Raw genomic sequence first — 23,575 nt, 5'->3', positions numbered from 1 at the left:
CATCGGCAGTGCGGGTAAAGTGATTACTAATTAAGGTATGCCATACACATTTACGAAACGCTACAAAGCGCTATTTTTATTTTTCTTCTCGCTGGTATCGACCTGGGCGTTGGGTCAGGTTCAGGTCACGACATCGGTGGATAAAGCAACCGCCGATGTGGGTGCCCCGTTTACCTATATTCTGCAAATCAGATGCCCCAATATCGTGGGAACCTGTAACAACGTCGTCATTACGGACCCGCTTCCCCGTTCGCTCGAATTTAACGGAGCAAGTGCGCCAACGGGCAATGTGCAGTCGGTTACGTACAACACCGGCACACACACGGTAACCGTTACGATGAATCCCGTTCTGAACGGGACGACAGATGACGTACAAATTTCGGTAGGCTTCAAGAAAAACACGTATACGGGCACCGTAGCGGCCAACACGGCCTATAGCGGTCCCGGCAACACCAGCCCGTCGAACACCGTTACCACAACGGCCACCAATGGTATCACGCCCCCCGATTTTTCGGATGCGGTCTATCTGACAAAAGCGACTAACGGAGCCAGCTATCCCGGTTCGGGGTTCGCCTATCGATGGGGATTTGGGAATAAAAGCAATAAAACGCTGACTAGTCTGGTGATCGAAGATGTGTTCCCGGCCAGCATCCGGGTCGATAACTTCAACGATGCGAGCTTTCCGAATGGCAGCACCACGGTATCCTACCAGATCTATTACAAAACGAATACCAACGGCACCTACCAGCTCTGGCCTGGTGGCCCCTGGAATGCAACGAATACCAACGCGCATACGGTCAGTAGTTTAGGGCTGTCAACGGGCAGCTACCTGACCGCTCTGAAGTGGGAATACGGACCAATTCCCGGCGATGGTACCTACTACGCTGACGCTAATTCGACGAACAATTTGCAGCTTGGCAATCTATTCGGTCAGCACACGGGTGCGACAGGCGACAACGTTATCAACTGCATCAGAGCGACCGGGCAGCTGAATGCCACCCCGATTGCCATTTCGGAAGCCTGCGTATCGGAAATTCTTCAGACACCCCGGCTGGTTACCTACAACAACAAATCCATACAGAATCTGAAATCTGGTTATGTGACGGGTGATACACTGGAGTTTACCATTGACTACGGCAATGACAGCAAATCGGGCCTGGACATCAAGAATCCGATCATCACCGATCTGTTACCACCCGAATTGGAGCTAATTAGTTATTCCGTAGGTAACGCCTTCGACTCAACACCACTCGGCAGTACGCCCCCTTACTTTACGCCGGTTTACACTAAACTTGATCAGTACAACAACTCGGCTCAGACCCTGCTCCGGTGGAATTTTACCGGCTTGACGATTCCGAAACGCAGTGATGGCTCCTCGTCAGTGCTGCGCATTACCCTGAAAACCCGCATCAGACCGGGCATCCCACTCGGTATTTACACCAATACGGCAACGATGGCGCAGGACTACGTTGGCCCCACCTTCTGTCATGACCTTATCGACGCCAGCGACATCAATGGCAATGGTCTCACCACCGATAGCCTTTGCATACGCAGCATTCCGTTCAACGTGGTTGCGCCAACGGGTGCTGGCTTGGAATCGACGAAATTTGTCAGGGGCTCGCTGGATACGGACTACATCCGGTATCCATCGTCAGGGAACACCGTTCCGGGTGGTATTGCCGATTATAAACTTCAGATCAAGAATGTCGGCACGATACCTCTGAAAGACATTGTCGTCATTGATATTCTTCCGTTCATCGGGGATAAGGGTGTCGTTGATCTAAGTACCAGAGGTACGCAATGGCGGCCGTTTTTGATCGGTGCCGTTACGACCTCGGCCGCCAACGTCCGCGTGTTCTACAGTACGGCGCAAAACCCCTGCCGCGATGAACTAACGCCCGGCATACCCAGCCCCTGTCAGGCACCTAACTGGTCGACAACCCTGCCTGCCGACCCCAATACGGTCCAGTCCATGAAATTCGATTTTGGTGCAACGGTTTTGCAGCCCACGGATGCCCTTACGTTATCGTGGGCCATGCGGGCTCCCGTTGATGCGCCAACGAACGGCGAAATCGCCTGGAATTCATTTGGTTATATCGCGACCCGTACCGACAACAACTCTAAACTACTGGCGACTGAACCAATAAAGGTTGGCATAAAAGCATTACCCCTCGTTCCGGCGGGTTACGGCAATTATGTCTGGAGAGATGTAAACGGCAATGGCGTTCAGGACGAAGACCCGTCACAGGGTATTAATGGTGTTCGGGTGGATATTTACAGACCAACGGGAGACACGCCTAATGTGTCCGCCGATCAGTTGGTCAATTTCACCCTGACCAGTTCTAAAAACGGCAATCCGGGCTATTATCAATTCAGTAACCTGAGTCCAGGTCGTTACTACGCTGTTTTCCACAAACCAATCGGCAGCCTGACAATCACTCAGGCCAATGTCGTAACGCCCGACGACTCGCTCGACTCGGACGGTACTGCAACCATTATCTCGGGCGATACGCTAGCTATCACGGCCATCACAACACTGCCGGGTAGTGGCTTTGACTATCGGTGGGATCAGGGATTTTCTCCTCAGGGTCAAACGCAAGCGTGTACCATCACCGACCTGAGCGTAACACCGGGCGGCTGCGATCCAGCCACGAACACGTATGTGCTGCGGGGTACGATTGGCCTGGTCAACGCTCCGGCCCAAAGTCTTACCCTTACCGATGGAACAAGAAAGACAACCATCGAGATTGCGGCTGGACAGACTACGGCCAGTTTCTCGCTGACCGGGTTAACGAGCGGTACGGGCGACCATACGGCAACGTTGACATCGGGCAACTGCGGCACAATCAGTAAAACGTATACGGCTCCAGTAGCCTGCTCAACGACCCCCATTTGCAGCCTGAACGCGACAACGACTGTGGGGGCTTGCTCCGGCGTTACCAACACCTATTCCGCAACGACCATTGTAACCGTCACCAACCCAACCGAGGGTATCCTTACCATCAGTACCGACACGCAAAGTCAGGTTTTCGCTGTCAGTGCGGGTCAACCGGCTACCTTTACGGCGGTATTCAGCGGACTAGCTTCCGACGGAGCCAGTCACAATGTGGTGGCCTCCCTACCGGGCTGTACGACCCTAACATCGGCATACACGGCTCCGGCGGCCTGCGTGACCGTACCGGTTTACAGCCTGAGCGCGACGGCGACGGCAAGTAGTTGTGATCCGGCCACTAACCTATATTCAGTGACGGCAGTTATTGGGCTTACCAATTCCGTAGCGGGTACGCTTACGGTATCAACTGGCAGCCAGAATCTGACTTTTGTTGTAACGAATGCCAGTTCCCAAACGATCACGGCTGTTTTTGGCAATCTCAACGCCGATGGAGCCAGTCATGTTATCACAGCCTCGCAGCCTGGTTCGGCAAGCACTTCCACGACCTACGTTGCACCAACCTCCTGTTCAACCGCGCCCGTATGCTCCCTGTCAATTGCGAGGACAACGGGCTCGTGCGACGTGTCAACGGGTACGTATTCAACCACGGCAGTCATTCAACTGACGAACCCCGCAGCGGGTACGCTCACCGTTAGCGATGGTGTTCAGACCAAAACCTTCGCCGTAGGTATGACGGGTTCGAACTCGGTCACTGCCGTTTTCACTGGCTTACCCGCCGATGGCAGTCCCCGCGTTCTGACAGCGTCCCTCCCCGGCTGCTCAACAGGAACCAGTGCTTACAGCGCACCGAACTGCTGTTCGACAACGGTATGCGTTCCAATCGTTATCACACGTACCAAATCGAGGTAATTTCAGACTAGCCAGTATTATCAGGATGAAGCCTACGCCGGTTATAGTGGACTTCATCCTGGTAATGTATTCATCCCGATCATTTGGTAAGTAGGCCGGAAATGCACCGAAGTAGCAATAAACCGGGCCCGCATCAACTTTTAAGTACCCGATTTTGTTATCCCTTCAAAGCAGATACTGTTTGATCTGCTATCTTTGCGGCTTCATTTAGCCGTCACGCTATATTCTATTATGTTATCGATCAGTAATTTACAGGCCTCCATTGGCACAAAACAAATATTGAAAGGCCTCGACCTGGAAGTCAATGCCGGTGAAGTTCATGCGATTATGGGCCCTAACGGTGCCGGAAAGAGCACGTTGGCATCCGTATTGGCAGGTCGTGAAGATTATGAAGTAACGGGTGGCAGCGTATTGTTTGATGGTAAAGACCTGCTGGATATGGCTCCCGAAGACCGGGCCGCTGAAGGCATTTTCTTGGCTTTTCAGTACCCTATTGAGATTCCGGGGGTGAGCACGACAAACTTTCTGAAAACGGCTATGAACGAAATTCGTAAGTACCGTGGCCAGGAATCACTGGATGCCGTACAGTTTCTGAAGCTCATGAAAGAGAAAATGAAACTGGTTAATATTGACCAGTCATTGCTGAGTCGCTCGTTGAATGAAGGGTTTTCTGGTGGTGAGAAAAAGCGCAACGAAATTTTTCAGATGGCGATGCTTGAACCCAAGTTGGCCATTCTGGATGAGACCGATTCGGGACTCGATATCGATGCTCTACGGATCGTGGCGGATGGCGTTAACAAACTGCGGTCGCCGGAGCGGGCTACCATCGTTGTGACCCACTATCAGCGACTGCTGGATTACATCGTTCCCGACTACGTTCACGTACTCTATCAGGGTCGCATCGTTAAATCGGGCCCTAAAGAACTGGCGCTTGAGCTGGAAGAAAAAGGGTACGACTGGATTAGAGCCGAAGCCGCATAAAACCACCGATGAACCATAAATGATGAGTGACGTCCCGTTTTATTCATTACTCAACATTCATCATTTACAATCAACACGATGAACCCCTCTTACGCATCATATAACGATTTCAAGAACCAGCTTCTGGCGGCTTTCCGAACCAACGAAGAACGGATGAATGGGGAAAGCAAAACCCCCTTGCATCAGCTCCGACGGGCAGCGCTGAACCAGTTCGACCTGTTGGGTTTTCCAACCATTCGGCACGAAGAATGGAAGTACTCGAACGTGAGCGGCCTGTTCAAAGAAGCGTTTGTTCTCGACAGCACAACGACGCTGACAGCCAGTGATCTGGCCACGCTGGAAATACCGAATCTTGACGGCAATATTCTCTACTTCGTGAATGGACGCTATCAGCCAGCACTTTCGCGCATCGTTAGCCCCGCCGATCAGGTCCAGATTACGAGTCTAGCTGACACCATAAAAGCTGACCCTGAGCTGGTTGGTTCTCACTTTGCGCATTACGCCGATTATCAGGACAATGCCTTTACGGCCCTAAACACAGCGCTGGCCACCGATGGTGTAGTAGTGCGGGTTCCCGACAATAAGGTCGTTGAACAGCCAATTATTCTGCGGTTCATTACCGATGCCCGTAATCAGAACGTAGCCTCCCAGCCACGTAACCTGGTGATCGTTGGTAAAAACGCGGAGGTGATGATGGCTGAATCGTATCGAACCCTCGGCGAACGGTCCAGCTTCGTTAACGTCGTCACCGAGATTGCACTGGATCGCGACGCGCGGATGCAACACTATAAAGTGCAGGACGAAACGCAGCAGGCCTATCACATCGGTACTACGCAGGTCAATCAGTCCGATAACAGCCATTTCTATTCCGCGACGGTGACGCTCAACGGCAACTTTGTCCGGAATAACCTGAACATCGTGCTGAACGGTCAATATGCCGAAGCGTTCATGTATGGGTTGTATATGCCGAACGGTCGTCAGCACGTTGACAATCACACGCTGGTCGATCATGCCATGCCGAACTCCTACAGTAATGAACTCTACAAGGGCATTCTCGACGACAACAGCACGGGCGTATTCAACGGAAAAATCTATGTTCGACCCGACGCGCAAAAGACCAACGCGTATCAGTCCTGCAAAAACGTTGTCCTCTCGCCAGGAGCCACGATGAACACAAAACCGCAGCTGGAAATTTTTGCAGACGACGTGAAATGTTCGCACGGAACGACAACCGGTAAACTCAACGACGAAGCTTTGTTTTATATGCGGTCGCGGGGTATTCCCAAGGATGAAGCCCGGACACTGCTGCTGTACGCGTTCTCACAGGATGTCCTGAGCCAGATCAAGATTCAACCGATCCGGGAGTATCTGGAACGGGTTGTAACCGAGAAACTGACGAAATAATACACAGTTCAGCCAGTTTCCCAGACTCATATTATATCGGTCGGTCAGCCTTCGCTAGCCGACCGTTTTTGTTTATTTTGCTCCTTATGCGAACCCTGTTTCTTCTGCTCTTCTTTCTGGTAATGAGTCGAGTCGCTCACAGTCAGCGTATACGGTTCACTTTCGAGGGTGATTCACTGACCATACCGGTGTTACGGGATAGTCTGCACGGCCTTTCAGGACTTGAGATACGGCCCGCATCGGGCGAATGGCACTTGGTGAGTGATCGGGGTTGGCATTTCGTGTTTACGAACGTTCGTACTCTTCGCGATCTGACCGATACATCCCGGCTGACTATGACGCAGAAAACGCCGTACTGGTTCGAAAGTGTTCGGTACGACACCCAAACCGGGACCTATTGCTGGACCGATGAACACGAATTTACAACCTCGTTGTACTACGGCAAATCCCTCAGTGACAGCACCCGACAACTTCTGTTAAAAGTACCGCTTCCCGGCTCGAACAAAGGACTTGAAGGTATAGCCATTACGGCAGCGGGTGGCCTCTGGGTTGCGCCCGAAGCCGGATGGGAAGGCGAAACCCGGATGAGTCAGGATACGATCACGTTTTTCTACTATGCAAAACCGCAGTCCGCCGACCCCGTGGTTGTGCGCTATAAATACCCCATCGATCGCTGTCCGTTCGCGCAGGGGGAAGAACGGTTGGGCGGCATTTCGGAAATTCTGGCTGTCGATGAACAGCGGTTGCTGGTTCTGGAACGCTGCTATGACGCTAACCAGAAACGCGTTACGGCAAATCTATACGTGGCAACGCAGGACACGATAACGCATACGTTAAGGAAAGAAGTAGCCTTCGACTTTGCGAAACAGTTTCCCGGCACCGTCTGCAATCTCGAAGCCATGGCGTGGGCTGACGAGCAGAAGCAAACCCTCATACTCATTGCCGACGACAATTTTCGCCGAAGTCAGACATTGCGCAACCAGGTTATCCTGTTGCGCCGACGATAGACTCCCATCATCCTCTCTCCTAGCTCAATCCGTTAAATCATAGCGACTAAACCTGTCTATAGCCACGGCACAGTGTCAATTAGATAAGGTGATCGATTCGGATAAATGCAAGTATGTCGATTCGTGATATACCGACGAACTACTGCCAAATACCTGTTTACCGGCCATTTAAGCGCATTTTAATGCGTTTGGGTCAACTCATAATATTGGCATAATACAAGTCTCTGCCGATTCCATGAATTTTGCAGTTGATAATCAATCAGGCTTATTCGATGAAATTTTACAGTACGTTACTTGTTTTACTGCTACTACTGACTGGTACGGCCTTCGCTCAGATAACGACGAGTGGCTTAAGCGGTCTGGTCACTGATGCAAAAAAAGCGAGTTTGATCGGCGCGACCGTTCAGGCTACCTACGTGCCCACAGGAGCAAAATATGCCGCCGTTACCGACATTGATGGTCGTTTTCGCATCAATAATATGAATTCGGGCGGGCCTTATCAGGTGACAGTTACGTATGTCGGCTTCGATCCAGAAACAGTAGCTGACATCTCCCTTCAACTAGGCGAAACAGCGAATCTGAACATTATTCTTAGGGATGCCAGTTCAACCCTGACCGAAGTTACGGTCAAGGCAGCGCGGGGTGGCGAGCGTACGGGTACAGGAATGAACGTGAACAGCGAAACCATTCGCCGGCTGCCGACCATTTCCCGCAGTCTGACCGATATGACTCGACTGACACCACAAGTGTCTAACAACAACTCGTTTGCCGGGACTAACTTTCGGTACAATAACGTTACCGTTGACGGTGCGGTCAACAACGATGCCATCGGGTTCAGCCCATCGCTGGGTGGCTCAACGGGTACGACTGGCCAGCCCGGATCGAGCACCCGTACCAATCCGATCAGTTTAGATGCCATTCAGGACATTCAGGTGGCGGTTGCTCCCTTTGATGTGCGTCTGGGTAACTTTCTGGGTGGTTCGGTGAACGCCGTTACGCGTAGTGGCACGAACGAAGTAACGGGTTCGGTATACGCTTTTGGCCGGAACGCGTCGCTGGTGGGCAAATGGAATGGCGCATCGGATGCTAAAGAAAAACTGCCTTCGTCCTTTCATGAATACCAGGCGGGTGCCCGCGTCGGCCTTCCGTTGATCAAAGACAAGCTGTTCTTTTTTACGAACGAAGAAGTGACCAATCGGCAGGACCCGGTTCAGTATCAGGCGGGTACGAACTCATCGCTCATCAAAGATGCCGCTGTTGCCCAGCAAATCAGCGATTTTGTCAAGACCAATTACGGCCTGGATGCCGGTTCGTTCGGCGATTACTCGATCTATTCGAAAAGCACCAAGTTCTTCAACCGGCTGGACTGGACGATCAATAACAAGCACCAGCTATCGATTCGCAATAACACGGTATTCTCGGAAGCAACGAACCTCGAACGGGACGCGCAGAACTTCCGGTTCGGCAGTATCGATTTTCGGCAGAACAACAACCAGAGCAGTACCGTTGCCGAACTTAAGAGCCAGCTTGGAGGCCGGGCATCGAACAGCCTGATCGTGGGCTACTCGTCCATTCACGATTATCGGACCACCCTGTCGAACGTACGAACCTTTCCGCAGGTCGAGATTGGCTACAACGGCGGAACGATTTTCCTGGGCAATGACCGGGAGGCTTCGGTATTCAATCTGAAACAGAAAACGTTTGAGCTAACCGACAATTTTACGTTCTACGTCGGGAAAAATACGTTTACGGTGGGCACGCACAACGAGTTCTATACCATCGATTATGGGTTTGTCAACTCGCCGAACGGCCGTATCTCCTACAGCAACCTCAATCAGTTTCTGGGGATCGGCACACCCAACAATGCATCCCTGCCAAACCGGGTTCGGGGTTCGTTTCCCTACGGCGATGCGTCTAACAGCTTGGACAATCAGTTTGCCAATCCGTACGCCCACTTCAATGTCAACCTGTTGAGTCTGTATGCCCAGGACGACATTCAGCTCACCGATCGCATCAAAGTATCGCCCGGCGTTCGTTTCGATTATTCGGGCCTGCCTACGAAGCCCGCTCTAAGCCCACTCGTTAGCTCCTCGACGGGCGATGCTGCCTATGGTACGACCTACACCTACACCCCGCTAAACCAGATCAGCAACAGCTATCTGAACACGGTTCAGGTGTCACCCCGCCTGGGCTTTTCGATCGACGCGAAGGGCGATAAAAGTCTGGTGATTCGCGGGGGAACAGGCTTGTTCACGGGTCGGATTCCCTTTGCCTGGCTGGGTTATGCGTTCTACAACAATGGCGTAGGTTATGGTGCTTATGACTTCAATAACAACGCTACGGCTACCACCAAACTGGTTGGTGATCCACTCGCTCCCAATGGCGGCCTCCTGATCAATAATAACCCAGCCAATGGGGGGGTGAGACGAACACAGGTTGACCTGATCGACAACAACTTCAAGATGCCCCAGATGTTCCGCAGCAACGTCGCGGTCGATTATACGGTCGGCGGCTACAAGTTTACACTCGAAGGGTTGTACACGAAAGTGATCAAGGATCTTCAGTTCCAACAGGTCAACACCAAAGACGTTGTCCGGTACTACAGCTACGATACGCAGCAGCAACAGCCGATTTACGTAGCCGCAAACGGCTCGGCGGGGGCGCAGCGAATCGATAACAATTTTGCCAACGCGTACCTGCTATCGAACACGAACAAGGGTTACCGGTATAGCCTGACCGCCCAGGTGCAGCGGAACTTCCCGACGGGTTTCGGTTTCTCGACGGCCTATACCTACGGCAAATCGTATGACTTAACCAACGGGATCCGAAACTCGATGGAGTCGAACTGGCAGCTGAACCAGGCGTTGAGCCCAAATAATCCACAACTGGCGTATTCTAATTTCGACATTCGGAACCGGATTGTGGGCACGGTAAACTACCGGCGCATCTGGAATCCCCGGAACGCAACAACGGTTACACTTTTCTACGCGCTTCAGTCGGGCACGCCTTTCTCGTGGGGGTATGTGAATACAACGATCGATGGGTCAGGGCAGGCAAACAGTCTGGCGTATATTCCGCGCGACCTGACCGAAGCGCAGAAACTTCTGCCCACCGGTACGCAGGCGACGGATTTTATGGCCTTCGTTGAGTCCGATTCGTATTTGAAAACACGCAAGGGCAACTTTACCGAACGGAACGGCGGACGCACGCCCTGGAACAACACAATGGACCTGCGCTTCCTGCATGAGATCAAGTTGAAAGGCCGTCAGTCAATCCAGATCAGCTACGACATCATCAACTTCCTGAATCTGCTGGATAAGAAACTGGGCTATTCGTACTTCTCGCCCAACACCTTTAACTCAACAGCGTCGATTGGTCTGGCGCGGGCGACGAACCCAACCACAGGCGATCCAACCTTTACCTGGACTGCTCCGGCAGCCCCCTATTCAATCGACCCGCTGGCTTCTCGCTGGCAAATGCAACTCGGTGCCCGGTTCAACTTCTAACCGGTCAGTCGATTATACGGATGATTCCTTTGATTCCTTCAAACGCCTGGCCAATAGTGCCGGGCGTTTTTTTTGCCGTACGTCAGTCGTCACCTCATCTGCATACAATTGCGTAGTGTACCGGATCTGGTCGACCGTAAAACTACGCAAAAACCCGTCCAACGCTTCGCCTGACTGCGCTGGACGGGTTTTTGCGTAGTTTTACGCCTGACAATCAATGCGTAGCGATAATATTCGGATAGAGAACCGGTTCGATTTGCTCAATGGGCGACACCGAAACAATGAGTGTGGCTACCGCTTTACGCGAAGCCTCGTCAACCATCACGACCCAGTCAGTGGCTGCGATGTGGTGCGTTTTGTTACCAATTGGATCATGAACGACCGGGTCGGTGGCCTTTGGATTACTGGTTGACATATTAATGGCATCGCCTACTTTAAAGGTTGGCACAAAGCTAAAATAGCCATCGCCCACGATAGCGTCCCGCTCACCTTCGGGGGTAAGCTGATAAAATATCACCTTGAGATTTTCTGATTCCTGACTCATTGTTGATTCGTTATAGATGTCTGTTTCTAACACGCAGGGCTCACGGCATGTTTATAGTTTTCGCTTAAAATCAATAACGCGATCAGTGAGAAATCTCCGACGAGCGATGCGCGACAGCCTCTGTTTTTATCCTACCGAAAAGCGTTGGCTCAATAAAACAACCACGCGAATAAATTAACCGTAGCGATTCCCTTCCGATTGATCGGACTGTTCTACTGCGTTCCAATGTCTCTCAGCACTTCCATATACTGAGCCATGTACACCTGCTGCGTACATTTCTGACTGTAGGCCAGCCCCATCAGTTTAAGCCGGGTGATTTTTTCAATCTGGCTTTTTGGGGGCAGCGACACCGCTTTCAGCATGGCTTCAGTCTGATTGATGCTGCCGTTGCAAGCCATTAGCAGCCACTCAAGGTAGCACTTGCGACGATGCAGGGTTTCGAGTTGATCCATAGTCATTGGTTTGGATAGACATATGCAGTACCCCTTAAAGCTAACAAGTCTACCGAGACTAGAGATTAATTAGGCATTTAATTGATTAAACGCGATACGGCTTATCTACACAACAGTCTGGTCGTTTCTGTATTACTACGTTATCCCTGAAACAGAGATACTTATAGTTACGATTATGACCAAACCGTTACGAATTGTACCCTTGCAAGAGAGTGGTCGCAACCGTGGGTTTGCGATGCCACATCGCCCCGTACACGGCTTGGCGAACACATGGTTACCCTTACGAAAACGAGCAGTTCCCGAATCAGCGCGGCTTTACAGGCTACGATTGCGCAGGGATAGTGCGGATCAAAACCAGAACAAAGTACATCCGCACCAATTAAGAGCGTGGCTGGTACTGCACGCCAAGCAGTCGCCATCGAAGCCGACGCGTTGATCCGCACGAGATGTCGAACCCTGATGGGCAGTCCGTTGCAGCCTACATGGTTGATGAGATCGGGTAAGCACAATTACCTACGAAGTGGCGCGAAATGAGCGGGCCAAAGGCCTGTTAGCAGTACCGGTTGCACAAGTAAATAACTCAAATAGCCCAATCAAGTTAGATAGCTAACAACTTTATGTCTATTTCCCCATGACCAGTGATATTGATACAATAGACAACGAATCCCTTTTTCGTTCCATCGTCATGGAGTCGCCCATCCCTATTGCGTTGCTGGTAGGCCGGGAGTTGATAATTACCGTAGCAAATGACCCTCAGTTAGCGGTGTGGGGGAAAGGGAATGATGTATTCGGTTTGTCGTTAGCCAGGGCCATCCCGGAAATGGAAGGACAGCCTTTTTTAGCGATACTGGACGAGGTATTTGCCACCGGTAAGACCTTTTCTACGAACAATACCCCAGCTAACATGGTGTCCAACGGGGTCACCAGAACCGTTTATTTTGACTTCTCGTTTAAGGCCATCCGCAATCGTCAGGGTGCCGTCTATGGCATCATCGCTACCGGAATCGAGATCACCCAGCAGATCGCGGACAGACAGGCCCTGCTACTTAGCGAGGAACGCTATCGCCAGCTTTCTGCTGACCTGGATCGACAAATTCAGGAGCGGACTCGCCAGCTTGAGCATTCCATTCAGGATTTACGTCGCTCGAATGAGAATCTTCAGCAGTTCGCGTTCGTTGCGTCCCACGATTTACAGGAACCCTTGCGTAAAGTACAACAGTTCGGGGATCTGCTCAGGAGTCAATACAGCCATTTACTGGGCGAAGGGGTAACTTACATTGAGCGGATGCAGTCAGCCGCTAGTCGGATGTCGACGTTAATTCGCGACCTGCTCAGCTTCTCGCGGATCTCTACTCAGCGGGATACTAACGGAGATGTTTCCCTAACAACGATTGTTGAGGCTGCTTTGAGAAGCCTGGAAGTAGCCACCGACGAAACGAACGCAACGATCCAACTGAGTAGCCTGCCAACGGTGGAGGGCGACCACTCGCAGTTAGAACAACTGTTTCAGAACTTACTGAGCAACGCCCTCAAGTTTCATAAACCAGGCGTTTTCCCACACATTCAGATTAAAGCGGGGTGGGTAGCAGCCGATAATTTACCTGAAGATGTGAAACCCAGTCGATATGCCATTGCTTACCACCGGATCGACATCATTGACAATGGGGTCGGCTTCGACGAGAAGTACCTGGATCGCATTTTCCAGGTGTTTCAGCGATTATACGGCAAAAACGATTATGCTGGTACAGGTATTGGGTTGGCCATCTGTGAGAAAGTAGTGGCTAATCACGGGGGAGCTATCACGGCTAGTAGTCAACCGGGGCAGGGGGCAACGTTTAGCATATATTTACCCGTGTGAAGCGATAATACGACCGGGTTGGCCAAAGGCTACTACCCTATAGGATGGATTTTTCGCTAAGCGTACACATCTGGATTAACAGGCAAGCTGTTTTTGATACCGGGTCAGCTTGTTCCTCTGCTGTTCCTGTAGAACCTGCAACTTGGCAAGATAAGTCACATACCTATCTCTGAATAACTCATAACGGGTCACCAGTTTATTCTTCCTGACCTGATTACTCATCTGCGTGTTCTGAGTATGTTTGATCAAAACGGCGATCCTGGCGATGTTAATAATTGTCGAATCGATGTGCGTCTGCTGAGTGGCAATTAAGCGGTCTATAGGCGATAAGCACGCATCCTCCTGACGAAAATGCGCCGGTTGATTATTCCGGCTTCCCGTTTGCGTCTCGAAAATTAGTTCACCAAGATCAGCGTCTGCCAGAAACCCTGTTTCAATGGGCTGATCAACATACAGCTCTGTTTGGCTACCCGGACCTGGATCGAGCTTGACGATAAACTGAATCAGCTGATCCTGCTCGGGTTTGTCGAGCTGTTCGATGAACTGAGCCGCTACCGTAAAAACGTACTGCTCCAGCAATTGAGGGACGGATTGGTGTGCTTTCTTCATTAGATGCGGTGTCAACAGTAACCTTCTACTATTAGGATAGATTTATTGATTACGATTAGCCCAGGGCAGTTGGTTTGATACCCAGAGCCCATTGTATCTGCTTGCTCCAATAAAGCATCGTACTGGTGTGGCCAACAAGCCGATCAAATTTTGATGACGCTTCCTGCTGGTTATCCACCTGCCGCATATCGTTTTGCAAAGCAGCCAGCATCACCCTCAGATCACGCTGTAGTTGCCTGATTTTCGGCACTCGAGTCGCACACGGACTTCTGGAGCCAGTCAGTTGTCGAAGGATAACTCGATAACCCCGGTTGCTGGACGAATTGATCCAATTGGCAATACCACTGGTAAAACTCTTGGGTTGCCCGAATCCAGTCAGTAAGCACAAGTTGGGGATCAAGATCGATCGGTGCGCGCGCATTATGATCGGTGGGTTGGCCATCCACGGGATATTGTTGTTTAATGTTTTGGCCACTATGAATCGCAAATATTAAACAAAAATATTTACTTATTGAAATAGTCCCATGTAAATATATAAAAATCCAGTTCCCTCATAGTCAACTACTTACATATGTGAAAGGTGACGTTTAGCAACGTTGTGCCGCATTAGGTATCCATATATTGGCAAAGCATCCTCTCAAAAGGGCAATTTTTCACGATACCATTCGCATTTCAGTTGCTATTGAAAAGGCAATGCAATTGCGTATCCATTTAACTTCTTGACTGCTCCCGTTTGCGCAACGACGAACTACCCGAACTGCCCCCATAAAAAAAGCCGGATCACCCATAGGCAACCCGGCCTCACTTATATAAGCGAGATAGACGATGTAAACATAAACCAATGTTACTACATATACCTTATTATGAATTTATATTTATTATAAGGGAGCGAATATAAGTTTAACAGTAAGCTATTTAATTATTATCGTTTATATTTGGCTAAACAAAACGAGATAGTGTATTAAGCCGAACTCTGTTGGGGTCCGGCTTCTTTGTGCACTGTCATTACATTACACCAACCATGCTGCTGATGCAAGCGGCCTACAGTTCGACTGTCTCGAAATAAAACAAGACAGGCTTTTCGTTTTCCACGACCAGCCCATATCGTTTTGCGATCCGGTACTGCGTCGAATCCCGGTTCAGCGACGTAAGAAAACCGCCAATCAGCTTTCGAAAGTCTTCCAGTGACATGGCGTGCTTATTGATGTTGCAGCTGGCACAGGATGGATTCTGGTTGTCGATGTGGAGACGTTTAGGATACCGGCACGTGCCATCATGAATCCATTTTCGTTTGATAGGATCCCACTTCTTTTTACAACGAATGGGTTTCACCTCATCGACGTGCCAGCCCTTAACTAATTCGCAACCACAATAAGCACATCGGCCACCATATTTGGCAACTATCAACTCACGCTCTTTCTTAGTCGCCATACATCATCTGCCTTTATAGGCTTCATACGTCTACGATTTGATTTTGGCAACAATCAGAATTCACCATTGGCGGCTAACTCAGGCTAAGCTCCACTGATCCTTGTCAAGCCACCAGATGCCAACGAACACGACTCACAAATCAACTAACTATTGCCTCAGTCGATCGGGTCGAGTTATCAGTCTGGCAGTCCCGTTGATGCTACGAATAATGATCAGGGAGTTCACGGATAAATGACCGAGCGTAAGCGATGAACCACACGATTCACGATTGCTGACTCCTTTCAGTTATTTGTAAAAGAAGTTCAACTAACAACACTATCCCTGCTATGGCTGATTAGTAGTCTGCGCAAGCGTCTTAACTTACAGAGGAGATTTCAGGGATTTCGCCGGGTCAAATAACAGGCTAGCGAATCACGACAGACCAATAAGTAGCAAAATCCTCCAACAATATTGTATTTAAATACGTTGATTTATAGCCAGGTTTGAAACTTTACGGTTTATAAACTATAGCCAAGTCAAGATAATTGGAGCAGAAAACGGCCATCTGAGTTGATGGAGAACCCGGTTTCTGCCGAACTTAATCGGTAAACGCTATGAAAACGAACGTGAAAGTAGTGGCATTAGTGGGCTTATTGCTCGCTGCCTTGTGTACCGTTAATCCAGACAGTGCCACAGCACAAGTACCTGCTCCCAGAAGAGTTATCGTAATTCCCAGTGCTCCGGCAGCCCGTCAAGTGTGGGTTCCGGGTCATTACGTTCGTCGAGGCCGGGACTACATCTGGGTAGACGGTTATCATCGACTAGCTCCCGTTCAGCGTGTTACGTATTCGAAGCCAGCCCGGTATAAGACCTGGAACCCCGGTTATTGGCGTCAAACCCGCCGTGGACAAGTTTGGGTTGAAGGCTATTGGAGTTACTAAAGGGTAAACGGAAAGTGTCCTGATTCGTTTCTCGGGGCACTTTCCGTTTGATTCTCTGCCATTGTTCTGCAAGCTACCGTTCCAGCAACTATTTACTACTTCATACCAGGCGAGTACGCTATCAATCTATACAGTCACTGGTTTCGTAGCCGGGTTTGGCTGGGCCAAGCTCCTGTTCCGAGTTAAACTACAAAAGCAACAGATCAGGCGAGCTGAGCGAGTAAGTTTACCAGTTCGTGCGGTAAAAAGGGTTTACGCAGAAAAAACTGAAATCCCGTTGCTTTCACGCGATCCAATGTTTCAAGGCTGTCATCGGCGGATAAGGCGACTAAAGGCACCCCCGGCTGGACTTCCTGTAAGCATTGGGCCAGTTCATACCCATCCATTTCGGGCATGTACAAATCCAGCAGCATACCCCGGTAGGGAACACGCTTAGCTGATTCGAGCGCGTCGAGGGGTGAATTGAACACCGCTACCTGACCACCATGTTTAGCGATCAGGCGCGACAGAATTTTTGTGTTTATTGCATTGTCATCAACGGCCAGAAATAAGCCATCTGCCGCGAGCGAAGCGGGTAATCCGGTGGGCGCATCGGCAACAACAGCCAGTGATAGGGCAAAGCTGAACGTCGATCCCTTCCCTTCCTGACTATCAACCGTTAATTGACTGCCCATTAACTCCAGTAACTGCCGGGTGATGGCCAACCCTAGTCCGCTGCCCCCGTAGAGACGGGCCGTAGCAGTTGAAACTTGCGTATACTCGTTGAACAGCAACGCCAGCGAAGCTTCGGGAATGCCAATGCCCGTGTCACTCACGTCAATTTTTACCGTTACCTTCGAGAAGGTCTCATCCAGAATAGTCGCCTGTATCCGCACTTCACCTTCCTGGGTGAACTTGATGGCGTTACTCAATAGATTTAATACTACCTGCAACAACCGGGTTGCATCACCCGTTAGTCGAGCGGGCAATTTTGGGTCAATCTTCGTTATTAACTGAACGCTTTTCTGCTTCGCCTGCCAGCTTTGCATATCAACGGCCTGCTGGATGATCTCTCGCAGTGAAAACGGCATACGTTCCAGCGTCAACTTACCCGCCTGTAGTTTACTATAATCAAGAATATTATTGACCAATTGAACCAGCGTACGGCCTGTGGTTTGGAGTCGCTGAACGCTATGCTGCTGATCCAGATGGGGCTGCTCGTCGATCAACAGCTGCGTGTAACCTTCCAGCGCATGCAGTGGTGTGCGAATTTCGTGGCTCAACGTAGCCAGTAAATGAGCCTTCTGGTGCGCCAGTTCGACAGCTTCTGTACGCGCCCGGCTTAGTTGATTGTTGGTTCGTCGCAATTGCATGAGCAGCATAACCTGATCGGCCAACGCCTGCAAGGCAAGTTGCTGAGAGGAAGCTAGTTGACGGGGATAGTGATCAATGACGCAGATCGAGCCGATGGCTAAACCTTCTGAGGAAAGGAGTGGTATACCAACGTAGAAAATTATGAAAGGCTGCCCCGTAACGGCCGGATTATCCCAGAAACGGGTGTCTTTCGTTGTATCTTCAATAACCAGCGGAAACTCATTGGTAATGGTATGCGCACAGAGCGACAATTCCCGAGGAATGGTAGACACGGTTAGCCCATGAACGGACTTGACCCATTGCCGATCCTGATCAATCAGGCTAACCATTGCAATAGGCGTTTGGCAGAGCTGTGAAGCAATATGGGAAACCCGATCATACTCAATTTCGGGCGCGGTATCCAGCAAATTATACTGGTTCAACGACTCAAGTCGTTCTTTCTCGTTGGTTGGAATAGGAGCGATCAGCATAGGTAATGCAAGATACAATAGAAACTCTTTTGTGAATATAAATACAGTTAAGTTTATCAATATTAACGTATGATTAATATTGATAAACTTAACTGTAGTAGTCCAGTCGCCAAAGGTGCTGCCGGAAACTGACCGAAAAAGAGTAGAAAAACGAAGACGGTCTGCGGGCTTCCTTTCACGGTTTTCATCCCGTTCTACCTATCGACTGATTAACCCGCTGCCCAGCTTATTGCTGTCGTTGGAAAGCTGGGGTATTGCCTGACTTGAGGCACTCATCAGGTTCACTGATTCAACTCATTTTTGGCCCATTCTGGTCAAAATAGCCTACGTGAGTTCATCAGCTAACCGTTCGCTCAAACCATCCGCTGGTATGTTTTCCATTTTCGCTCGCAAGCGACTAAGCCATCAGTTAGGCTCGAAAACTTTTCGGATAACGAGACACAATTCATCGGTTCAACCTTATTTTTTTAAAGCAATTATGAAACGGCAAGCGTACAGTTTACTGGTTACTTTATTAGGTTTCACTCTTCTTCTTTCCTCCTGCGACAAAACCGTTGAGGTTGGCCCAAGTGGCTCAACCCTCAATACCGATGACCTGGCCAAAGCCATTGCCAAACGGCTCGATGGCAGGTGCGTAGGCTATCAACTCGTTATTTCCGTCAACGGCTCACAGAAAAGCATCTACGCCAATGGTGACGCGCGACTGGCGCAGGACGGTAATCCCCGAAGTATGTTCGTCAACGACAAGTACAACATTGCCAGTTGCAGCAAAACCATTACAGCCGCAGCCTTGCTCCGAGCGTTGAATGCCAAACAGAAAACGGCTGATGACTTGATTCATCCGTATCTGCCAACCCACTGGGCACTGGGAACGGGCATAAAAACCATCACCTTCAAACAACTGCTCACCCACCGCTCAGGATTCGCGGACACGACATACGGGTCAGATTACGCGGGGCTAAAGAAGTTAGTCGGTAAGGGCCTGATTGATGCTTCGAAGCCGGAAAAATACAACAACGCCAATTACGCGCTGATGCGTTTCCTGATCACGACATTGGCCGGTTACACGGTTACCAGCCTACCAGCCAATGCCAACAGCACAACACTGGCAACGGTTGAAACCAAACAGGCCCAGGAGTACGCGGATGATTACATCGATTATTGTCAGAAAAATGTGCTCGGCGTATCCGGCAGCGGTATGAACACGATTGTTTGTAAACCCACCGACCCATACCCGGCGCTCTGCTATCAGTTTCCCAAAGACAATGGTAAAGGAACTGACTTTGGCGATATGACGCTGACCAACGCCGAACGGGGCTGGAACATGACGACGGTGCAGATGGCCGCTTTTCTGAGCACGCTGCACTACACTGAAAAAATTATCCCGAAAAGTCTGTCGGATATGATGAAGAACGATCGGGCGGGTTATGACTCCCGAAGTACGACCACGGATAAGATGGGTTATTACGCCAAGAGTGGGGGCTATCCTGGCAAGTACGCCAATAAAGTGCTGGACGGCACCAATTTCGGCAAGAACTACAATGCGGGTCAGCTCGAGTCGTGGTTGATCGGCTTTGATAACAACGTTCAGGTGGCTTTCATCGCTAACTCCCAGGTCTTTGTCACGACGAACAAAAATGATGCGCCTAATGGAGAGTTGGCCATTGATTCAATACTGGCGGCTTTCGATGAGTGGTATAAATCAGCGAAAAAGTAGCAGAGTACGCCCGCAGGGTCTTCCCTGCGATCACGTTCAGGCAGTGTCGACGACTTAGTGCCACAATATCGTTTAGACTGGCTGGGTTATGTCTATTTTTTCAGCCGCGCGGGCGGGTAACCAAAATGCTCCTGAAAGACTTTGGTAAAGTGGGATGGCGAATTATAGCCGATTTGGTCCGCCACTTCGGCTACCGATAGCGTTCCCTCCTGCAATAGCTCAGCCGCCCGCTCCAGGCGTACCCGCTGGATGAATCGGTTCGGACTTAAATCCGTCAGGGCGGAGAGTTTACGATTTAATTGGGTACGACTCATGTTCGCCTGCCGTGCCAGCCAGTCAACGTCCAGGGCATCACTGGTCAGTTGCGCCAGAATTGCCTGACGCAATCGATCCAGAAACGCTTCCTCCCGATCCAAGCCTACCTTAACGGGTAACAAGACTCCCCTGGATGCGCCCCCCGTAGACACGGCTCCGGGTGGCACATCCACGGTAGCTGTGTCCACTCCGGCTCCCGTAGGCACAGCCCCCGTAGATACGGCCCCCGTGGACACGGCAAGAAAGCGTTTTTGTCCCTGTTGACGGGTGCGCAGGCCGTTTCCGATCCGCAGGGCCAGTTCAGCCAGGCTAAAGGGTTTAATCAGGTAGTCGTCCGCCCCCCGGTGTAGTCCCCGCATACGACTCTCGGGAGCGGAGCGGGCCGTGAGCAGAATCACCGGAATATGGCTGGTTCGCTCGTCGGTTTTCAACCGCTCCAGTAGTTCGTACCCGTCCAGCTCGGGCATCATCACGTCGCTCACAATTACGTCGGGCACCTGGGCAAGGGCTTGTTCCCATCCCAGAAGCCCCGTTGAGGCCGACAACACTTGGTAGGTTCCCGAAAGGTAGCCGACCACCTGAGACCGCAGATCGTCATGGTCTTCGACTACCAAGATCAACGGCTTAGGATTTGATTCGTCCAGCACCGGCTGGCCGGTTCCGTTCATCAGGGGTACATCCCTCCGGGACACGGCCAGCGGGTTGGGTAACGACCCTTTTTCGAGGGTTCCCTGACGAATCGGTTCCGATACGGAGTCCACGGGCGTCATGGGTAGTACAGCCTGTTCCCCATCTACAGCGGTTAAGGGTAAACGAACCGTAAAGGTACTACCCTGACCAGGCTGGCTTTCTACCCACACCTGACCGCCTAGCCAGCTGGTCAGCTCCCGCACCAGAGACAGGCCAATGCCCGTACCCGAATACGCCCGCGTCAGGCGGGCATCCACCTGATGAAAGCGATCAAAGACCCGCTCCAACTGATCGGCAGGGATACCAATGCCGGTGTCACGAACCCGCAGCAAAAACGTCTGGTCAGCCGTGATGTCCCCCCAAACGTCCACGCGGCCGCCGGTAGGCGTAAACTTCAACGCGTTAGCCAGCAGGTTATAGGCAATCTTCTCCCATGTTTCGGCCTCGAAACGAAACAATACCTCGTCAGGTATGCGTCCATTCGGAGAAGAATCTGAGCCTGATTCAGCATGGGTGGTTGGGTGAGTATGGTAGGTCAGGTCAATGCCCCGCTGCGCAGCCAGACCGGCAAACTGAGCCACGACCTGCCCGATGAACCAACCGGGATTGCCTACTTGTGGGTGGGCTTCCTGCTTGCCTGCATCCAGCCGCGCGATGTCGAGCGTCTCGGTGATGAGCCGCAGCAACTGATGGGCATGGCGCTGAATAAGGGCTACTTCGGGCATCTCATCCATGGTGGGAATTTTGGCCGTCAACTGCTCGGTGGCGTTGAGGATGATGGTCAAGGGGGTGCGGAACTCGTGGGTAACGTTGCTAAAAAACCGCGTTTTCAGCTCATCGAGTTGGCGCAGGCTATCGGCCTCCTGCTGCTGACGAGCCAGTTGGCGGGCCAATTGGCGTCGTCGGCTGTAGGCTCGAACAAAATAGTAACCCAACCCCACCACCATTAACCCGATGAAAATTAGAAAGGCGGGCGTTTTCCAGAAGGGAGCCACCACCACAATCGTCAGCGTCGATACGGTTGGTTGCCAGCTTCCACTGCGCGCGCCCTGGTTAACCGTAAAGGTATACGTGCCGGCGGGTAATTGGTAAGCAACCTCCCCCTGTATGTCCTGCGACGAAATCCATTCCGGATTGTACCCGTTGAGTCGCCAGCGCAGCGTTTGCGGGGCGAGTTTAGCCGCCACGGTGAACTGCATGGTGAAGGGCACGTTTTCCCCAACCGTTAGCGTCGGATGTCCCCGTTGGTCATACACCAGGTTCTGAGTCGTACTTGTGTTGTCGCGCAGTTCGGTGCCGTTGATGGTTAACTTGAGAAATAAGAGCGACGGAAAGACCTCGGTCTGGCTGAGATCATACTCGTTGAGCGTGTTGTCTGAGCTGACCCACAGTCGGTTAGAGGCACTTACGGACAGACTTCTAATCACATGGGTGGGTGAGCTAAACCCAAGCTGTTGAAGAACACCCTGCGCAGTGTAGCGGTAGGTTAGTTCGCCGGTGGTGAAGTAGGCGTTTCCTGTTGCATCGAGTACAAACGAGCTGACGTAGGCGGGTGCCTGGGCATTGGTGGTTCGTTGGGCATTGAGCCCTAAGTGCTGAAACTGCCCCGTGGCAGGCCAGAACAGATCGGCACCGTTGATCAACCCTACCAGAATACTCCCATCGGGCCGGGCCTGCAATCCGAAGGCCGCGTCGCTGCTCAGTGACGTAGTGTCTTTGTCATTGTGGCGGTAGTTGGTCAGTACCCCGGTCTGCGGATTGTAGGCAAAAAGCCCCTGCTTAGCCGTCGTAAAATACACCACACCCCGGCGGTCCTGGGTAATAAAGCGAACGTCTAACCCCTGATCAATGAGGTGTTCTACGGCCAGCGTGCGGGGATTGACTTTCAGCAGACCGTGCTGTTGAAGACCGATCCAGAGGTTGGCCTGAGCATCGGCAAAAAAACTGTGCGATCCGTACTTGGCCAGGTACGCGCGCACCAGCCGGGTGGTGTCGGCGACCCGTACCAGACGGGACTGGCGGGTATCGATGTAAGAAAGCGAAAAGCCCGAACTCATCTTGAACCAGATCCGCCCATCGGGTGAGGCCATCAGGTGATAATAATAATCGCCCTCCTTCATGACCGGATCGTGGAAGACCCGGAACCCACTTCCGTCGAAGCATACAATGCCATTGGTCGAGGCCAGCCACAGCCGCCCCTGGGCGTCCTGGGTCATGCCAGGTGCGGTCAGACTCAAGCCCCGCTTTTCGTCGAACTGCCGCAGCAGCCGGGGCACGAGCAACTGGGCTTCGCTAAATCCGGCGACCAGGTTTAGCCAAAACCAGCAAATACTTATTCGCCACAGGGCACGCTTACGCATAAAAATAGATCCGGTGATAGAGACGGATGAGGCCGTCATCGGCAGTTAGTAGGCGTTGCTGTGGCTTGGCCAGTCCCAGCCGTAGCATTCAGTGAACCAAACCCGACTCGATGTCCGCCGATATTCGGGCTGAGCTGGTCGATCAATATACGAAAA

General features: G+C 51.4%; 15 protein-coding genes. 8 read left to right on the top strand and 7 right to left on the bottom strand.

Annotated features, from left to right (window positions below; all coding sequences use genetic code 11):
* The first annotated feature begins 37 nt into the window (after positions 1 to 37).
* The 5 genes from GK091_RS05405 to GK091_RS05385 all read left to right on the top strand — a co-directional run bounded on the left by GK091_RS05405 (position 38) and on the right by GK091_RS05385 (position 10,700).
* Complete coding sequence (locus tag GK091_RS05405; RefSeq protein WP_164035583.1) at positions 38 to 3,802, top strand: SdrD B-like domain-containing protein; 3,765 nt, start codon at positions 38 to 40, stop codon at positions 3,800 to 3,802.
* 231 nt (positions 3,803 to 4,033) lie between these two features.
* Positions 4,034 to 4,783, top strand: a complete 750-nt coding sequence (sufC, locus tag GK091_RS05400; protein ID WP_164035582.1) for a Fe-S cluster assembly ATPase SufC — start codon at positions 4,034 to 4,036, stop codon at positions 4,781 to 4,783.
* A 78-nt stretch (positions 4,784 to 4,861) separates the two neighbouring features.
* On the top strand, positions 4,862 to 6,187 hold the full coding sequence (gene sufD, locus GK091_RS05395; RefSeq protein ID WP_164035581.1) for a Fe-S cluster assembly protein SufD: 1,326 nt from the start codon (positions 4,862 to 4,864) through the stop codon (positions 6,185 to 6,187).
* Positions 6,188 to 6,273: 86 nt separating this feature from the next.
* Positions 6,274 to 7,194 (top strand): esterase-like activity of phytase family protein, encoded by a 921-nt coding sequence (locus tag GK091_RS05390; protein WP_164035580.1) that lies wholly within the window; start codon positions 6,274 to 6,276, stop codon positions 7,192 to 7,194.
* A 272-nt stretch (positions 7,195 to 7,466) separates the two neighbouring features.
* Positions 7,467 to 10,700, top strand: coding sequence for a TonB-dependent receptor (locus tag GK091_RS05385; protein ID WP_164035579.1), 3,234 nt, complete (start codon positions 7,467 to 7,469; stop codon positions 10,698 to 10,700).
* A gap of 214 nt (positions 10,701 to 10,914) precedes the next feature.
* Here GK091_RS05385 and GK091_RS05380 read toward each other — a convergent pair whose 3' ends face one another.
* Positions 10,915 to 11,244: a hypothetical protein gene (locus GK091_RS05380; protein WP_164035578.1), complete on the bottom strand. Its 330-nt coding sequence runs from the start codon at positions 11,242 to 11,244 to the stop codon at positions 10,915 to 10,917.
* A gap of 212 nt (positions 11,245 to 11,456) precedes the next feature.
* Complete coding sequence (locus GK091_RS05375; protein ID WP_164035577.1) at positions 11,457 to 11,696, bottom strand: hypothetical protein; 240 nt, start codon at positions 11,694 to 11,696, stop codon at positions 11,457 to 11,459.
* Between the two features lie 685 nt (positions 11,697 to 12,381).
* On the opposite strand from GK091_RS05375, the gene GK091_RS05370 reads away from it, so the two are divergent.
* The gene (locus GK091_RS05370) at positions 12,382 to 13,554 is read left to right on the top strand and encodes a PAS domain-containing sensor histidine kinase (RefSeq protein ID WP_246202143.1); all 1,173 of its coding nucleotides are present in this window, start codon (positions 12,382 to 12,384) and stop codon (positions 13,552 to 13,554) included.
* A 75-nt stretch (positions 13,555 to 13,629) separates the two neighbouring features.
* On the opposite strand, the gene GK091_RS05365 is transcribed toward GK091_RS05370, so the two are convergent.
* The 3 genes from GK091_RS05365 to GK091_RS05355 form a co-directional block, all read right to left on the bottom strand.
* Positions 13,630 to 14,163: a hypothetical protein gene (locus GK091_RS05365; RefSeq protein ID WP_164035575.1), complete on the bottom strand. Its 534-nt coding sequence runs from the start codon at positions 14,161 to 14,163 to the stop codon at positions 13,630 to 13,632.
* 55 nt (positions 14,164 to 14,218) lie between these two features.
* Positions 14,219 to 14,584, bottom strand: a complete 366-nt coding sequence (locus tag GK091_RS05360) for a hypothetical protein (protein WP_164035574.1) — start codon at positions 14,582 to 14,584, stop codon at positions 14,219 to 14,221.
* Positions 14,585 to 15,204: 620 nt separating this feature from the next.
* The gene (locus GK091_RS05355; RefSeq protein ID WP_164035573.1) at positions 15,205 to 15,594 is read right to left on the bottom strand and encodes an HNH endonuclease signature motif containing protein; all 390 of its coding nucleotides are present in this window, start codon (positions 15,592 to 15,594) and stop codon (positions 15,205 to 15,207) included.
* 593 nt (positions 15,595 to 16,187) lie between these two features.
* Between GK091_RS05355 and GK091_RS05350 the strand changes: the two genes are divergently transcribed.
* A complete protein-coding gene (locus GK091_RS05350; RefSeq protein ID WP_164035572.1) occupies positions 16,188 to 16,514 on the top strand; it encodes a YXWGXW repeat-containing protein in 327 nt (108 codons plus the stop codon).
* Positions 16,515 to 16,717: 203 nt separating this feature from the next.
* Here the strand turns inward: GK091_RS05350 and GK091_RS05345 are convergent, their stop codons facing one another.
* On the bottom strand, positions 16,718 to 18,337 hold the full coding sequence (locus tag GK091_RS05345; protein ID WP_164035571.1) for a GAF domain-containing hybrid sensor histidine kinase/response regulator: 1,620 nt from the start codon (positions 18,335 to 18,337) through the stop codon (positions 16,718 to 16,720).
* Between the two features lie 478 nt (positions 18,338 to 18,815).
* Between GK091_RS05345 and GK091_RS05340 the strand changes: the two genes are divergently transcribed.
* Positions 18,816 to 20,054 carry a serine hydrolase domain-containing protein gene (locus GK091_RS05340; RefSeq protein ID WP_164035570.1) on the top strand — a complete coding sequence of 413 codons (1,239 nt, stop codon included), beginning with the start codon at positions 18,816 to 18,818 and terminating at the stop codon, positions 20,052 to 20,054.
* A gap of 92 nt (positions 20,055 to 20,146) precedes the next feature.
* Here GK091_RS05340 and GK091_RS05335 read toward each other — a convergent pair whose 3' ends face one another.
* Positions 20,147 to 23,419 carry an ATP-binding protein gene (locus tag GK091_RS05335; RefSeq protein ID WP_164035569.1) on the bottom strand — a complete coding sequence of 1,091 codons (3,273 nt, stop codon included), beginning with the start codon at positions 23,417 to 23,419 and terminating at the stop codon, positions 20,147 to 20,149.
* Positions 23,420 to 23,575: the final 156 nt, after the last annotated feature.

This window comes from Spirosoma agri, from assembly GCF_010747415.1.
GTDB classification, from domain to species: domain Bacteria; phylum Bacteroidota; class Bacteroidia; order Cytophagales; family Spirosomataceae; genus Spirosoma; species Spirosoma agri.
This window is presented reverse-complemented; position numbering and strand designations above follow the sequence as displayed.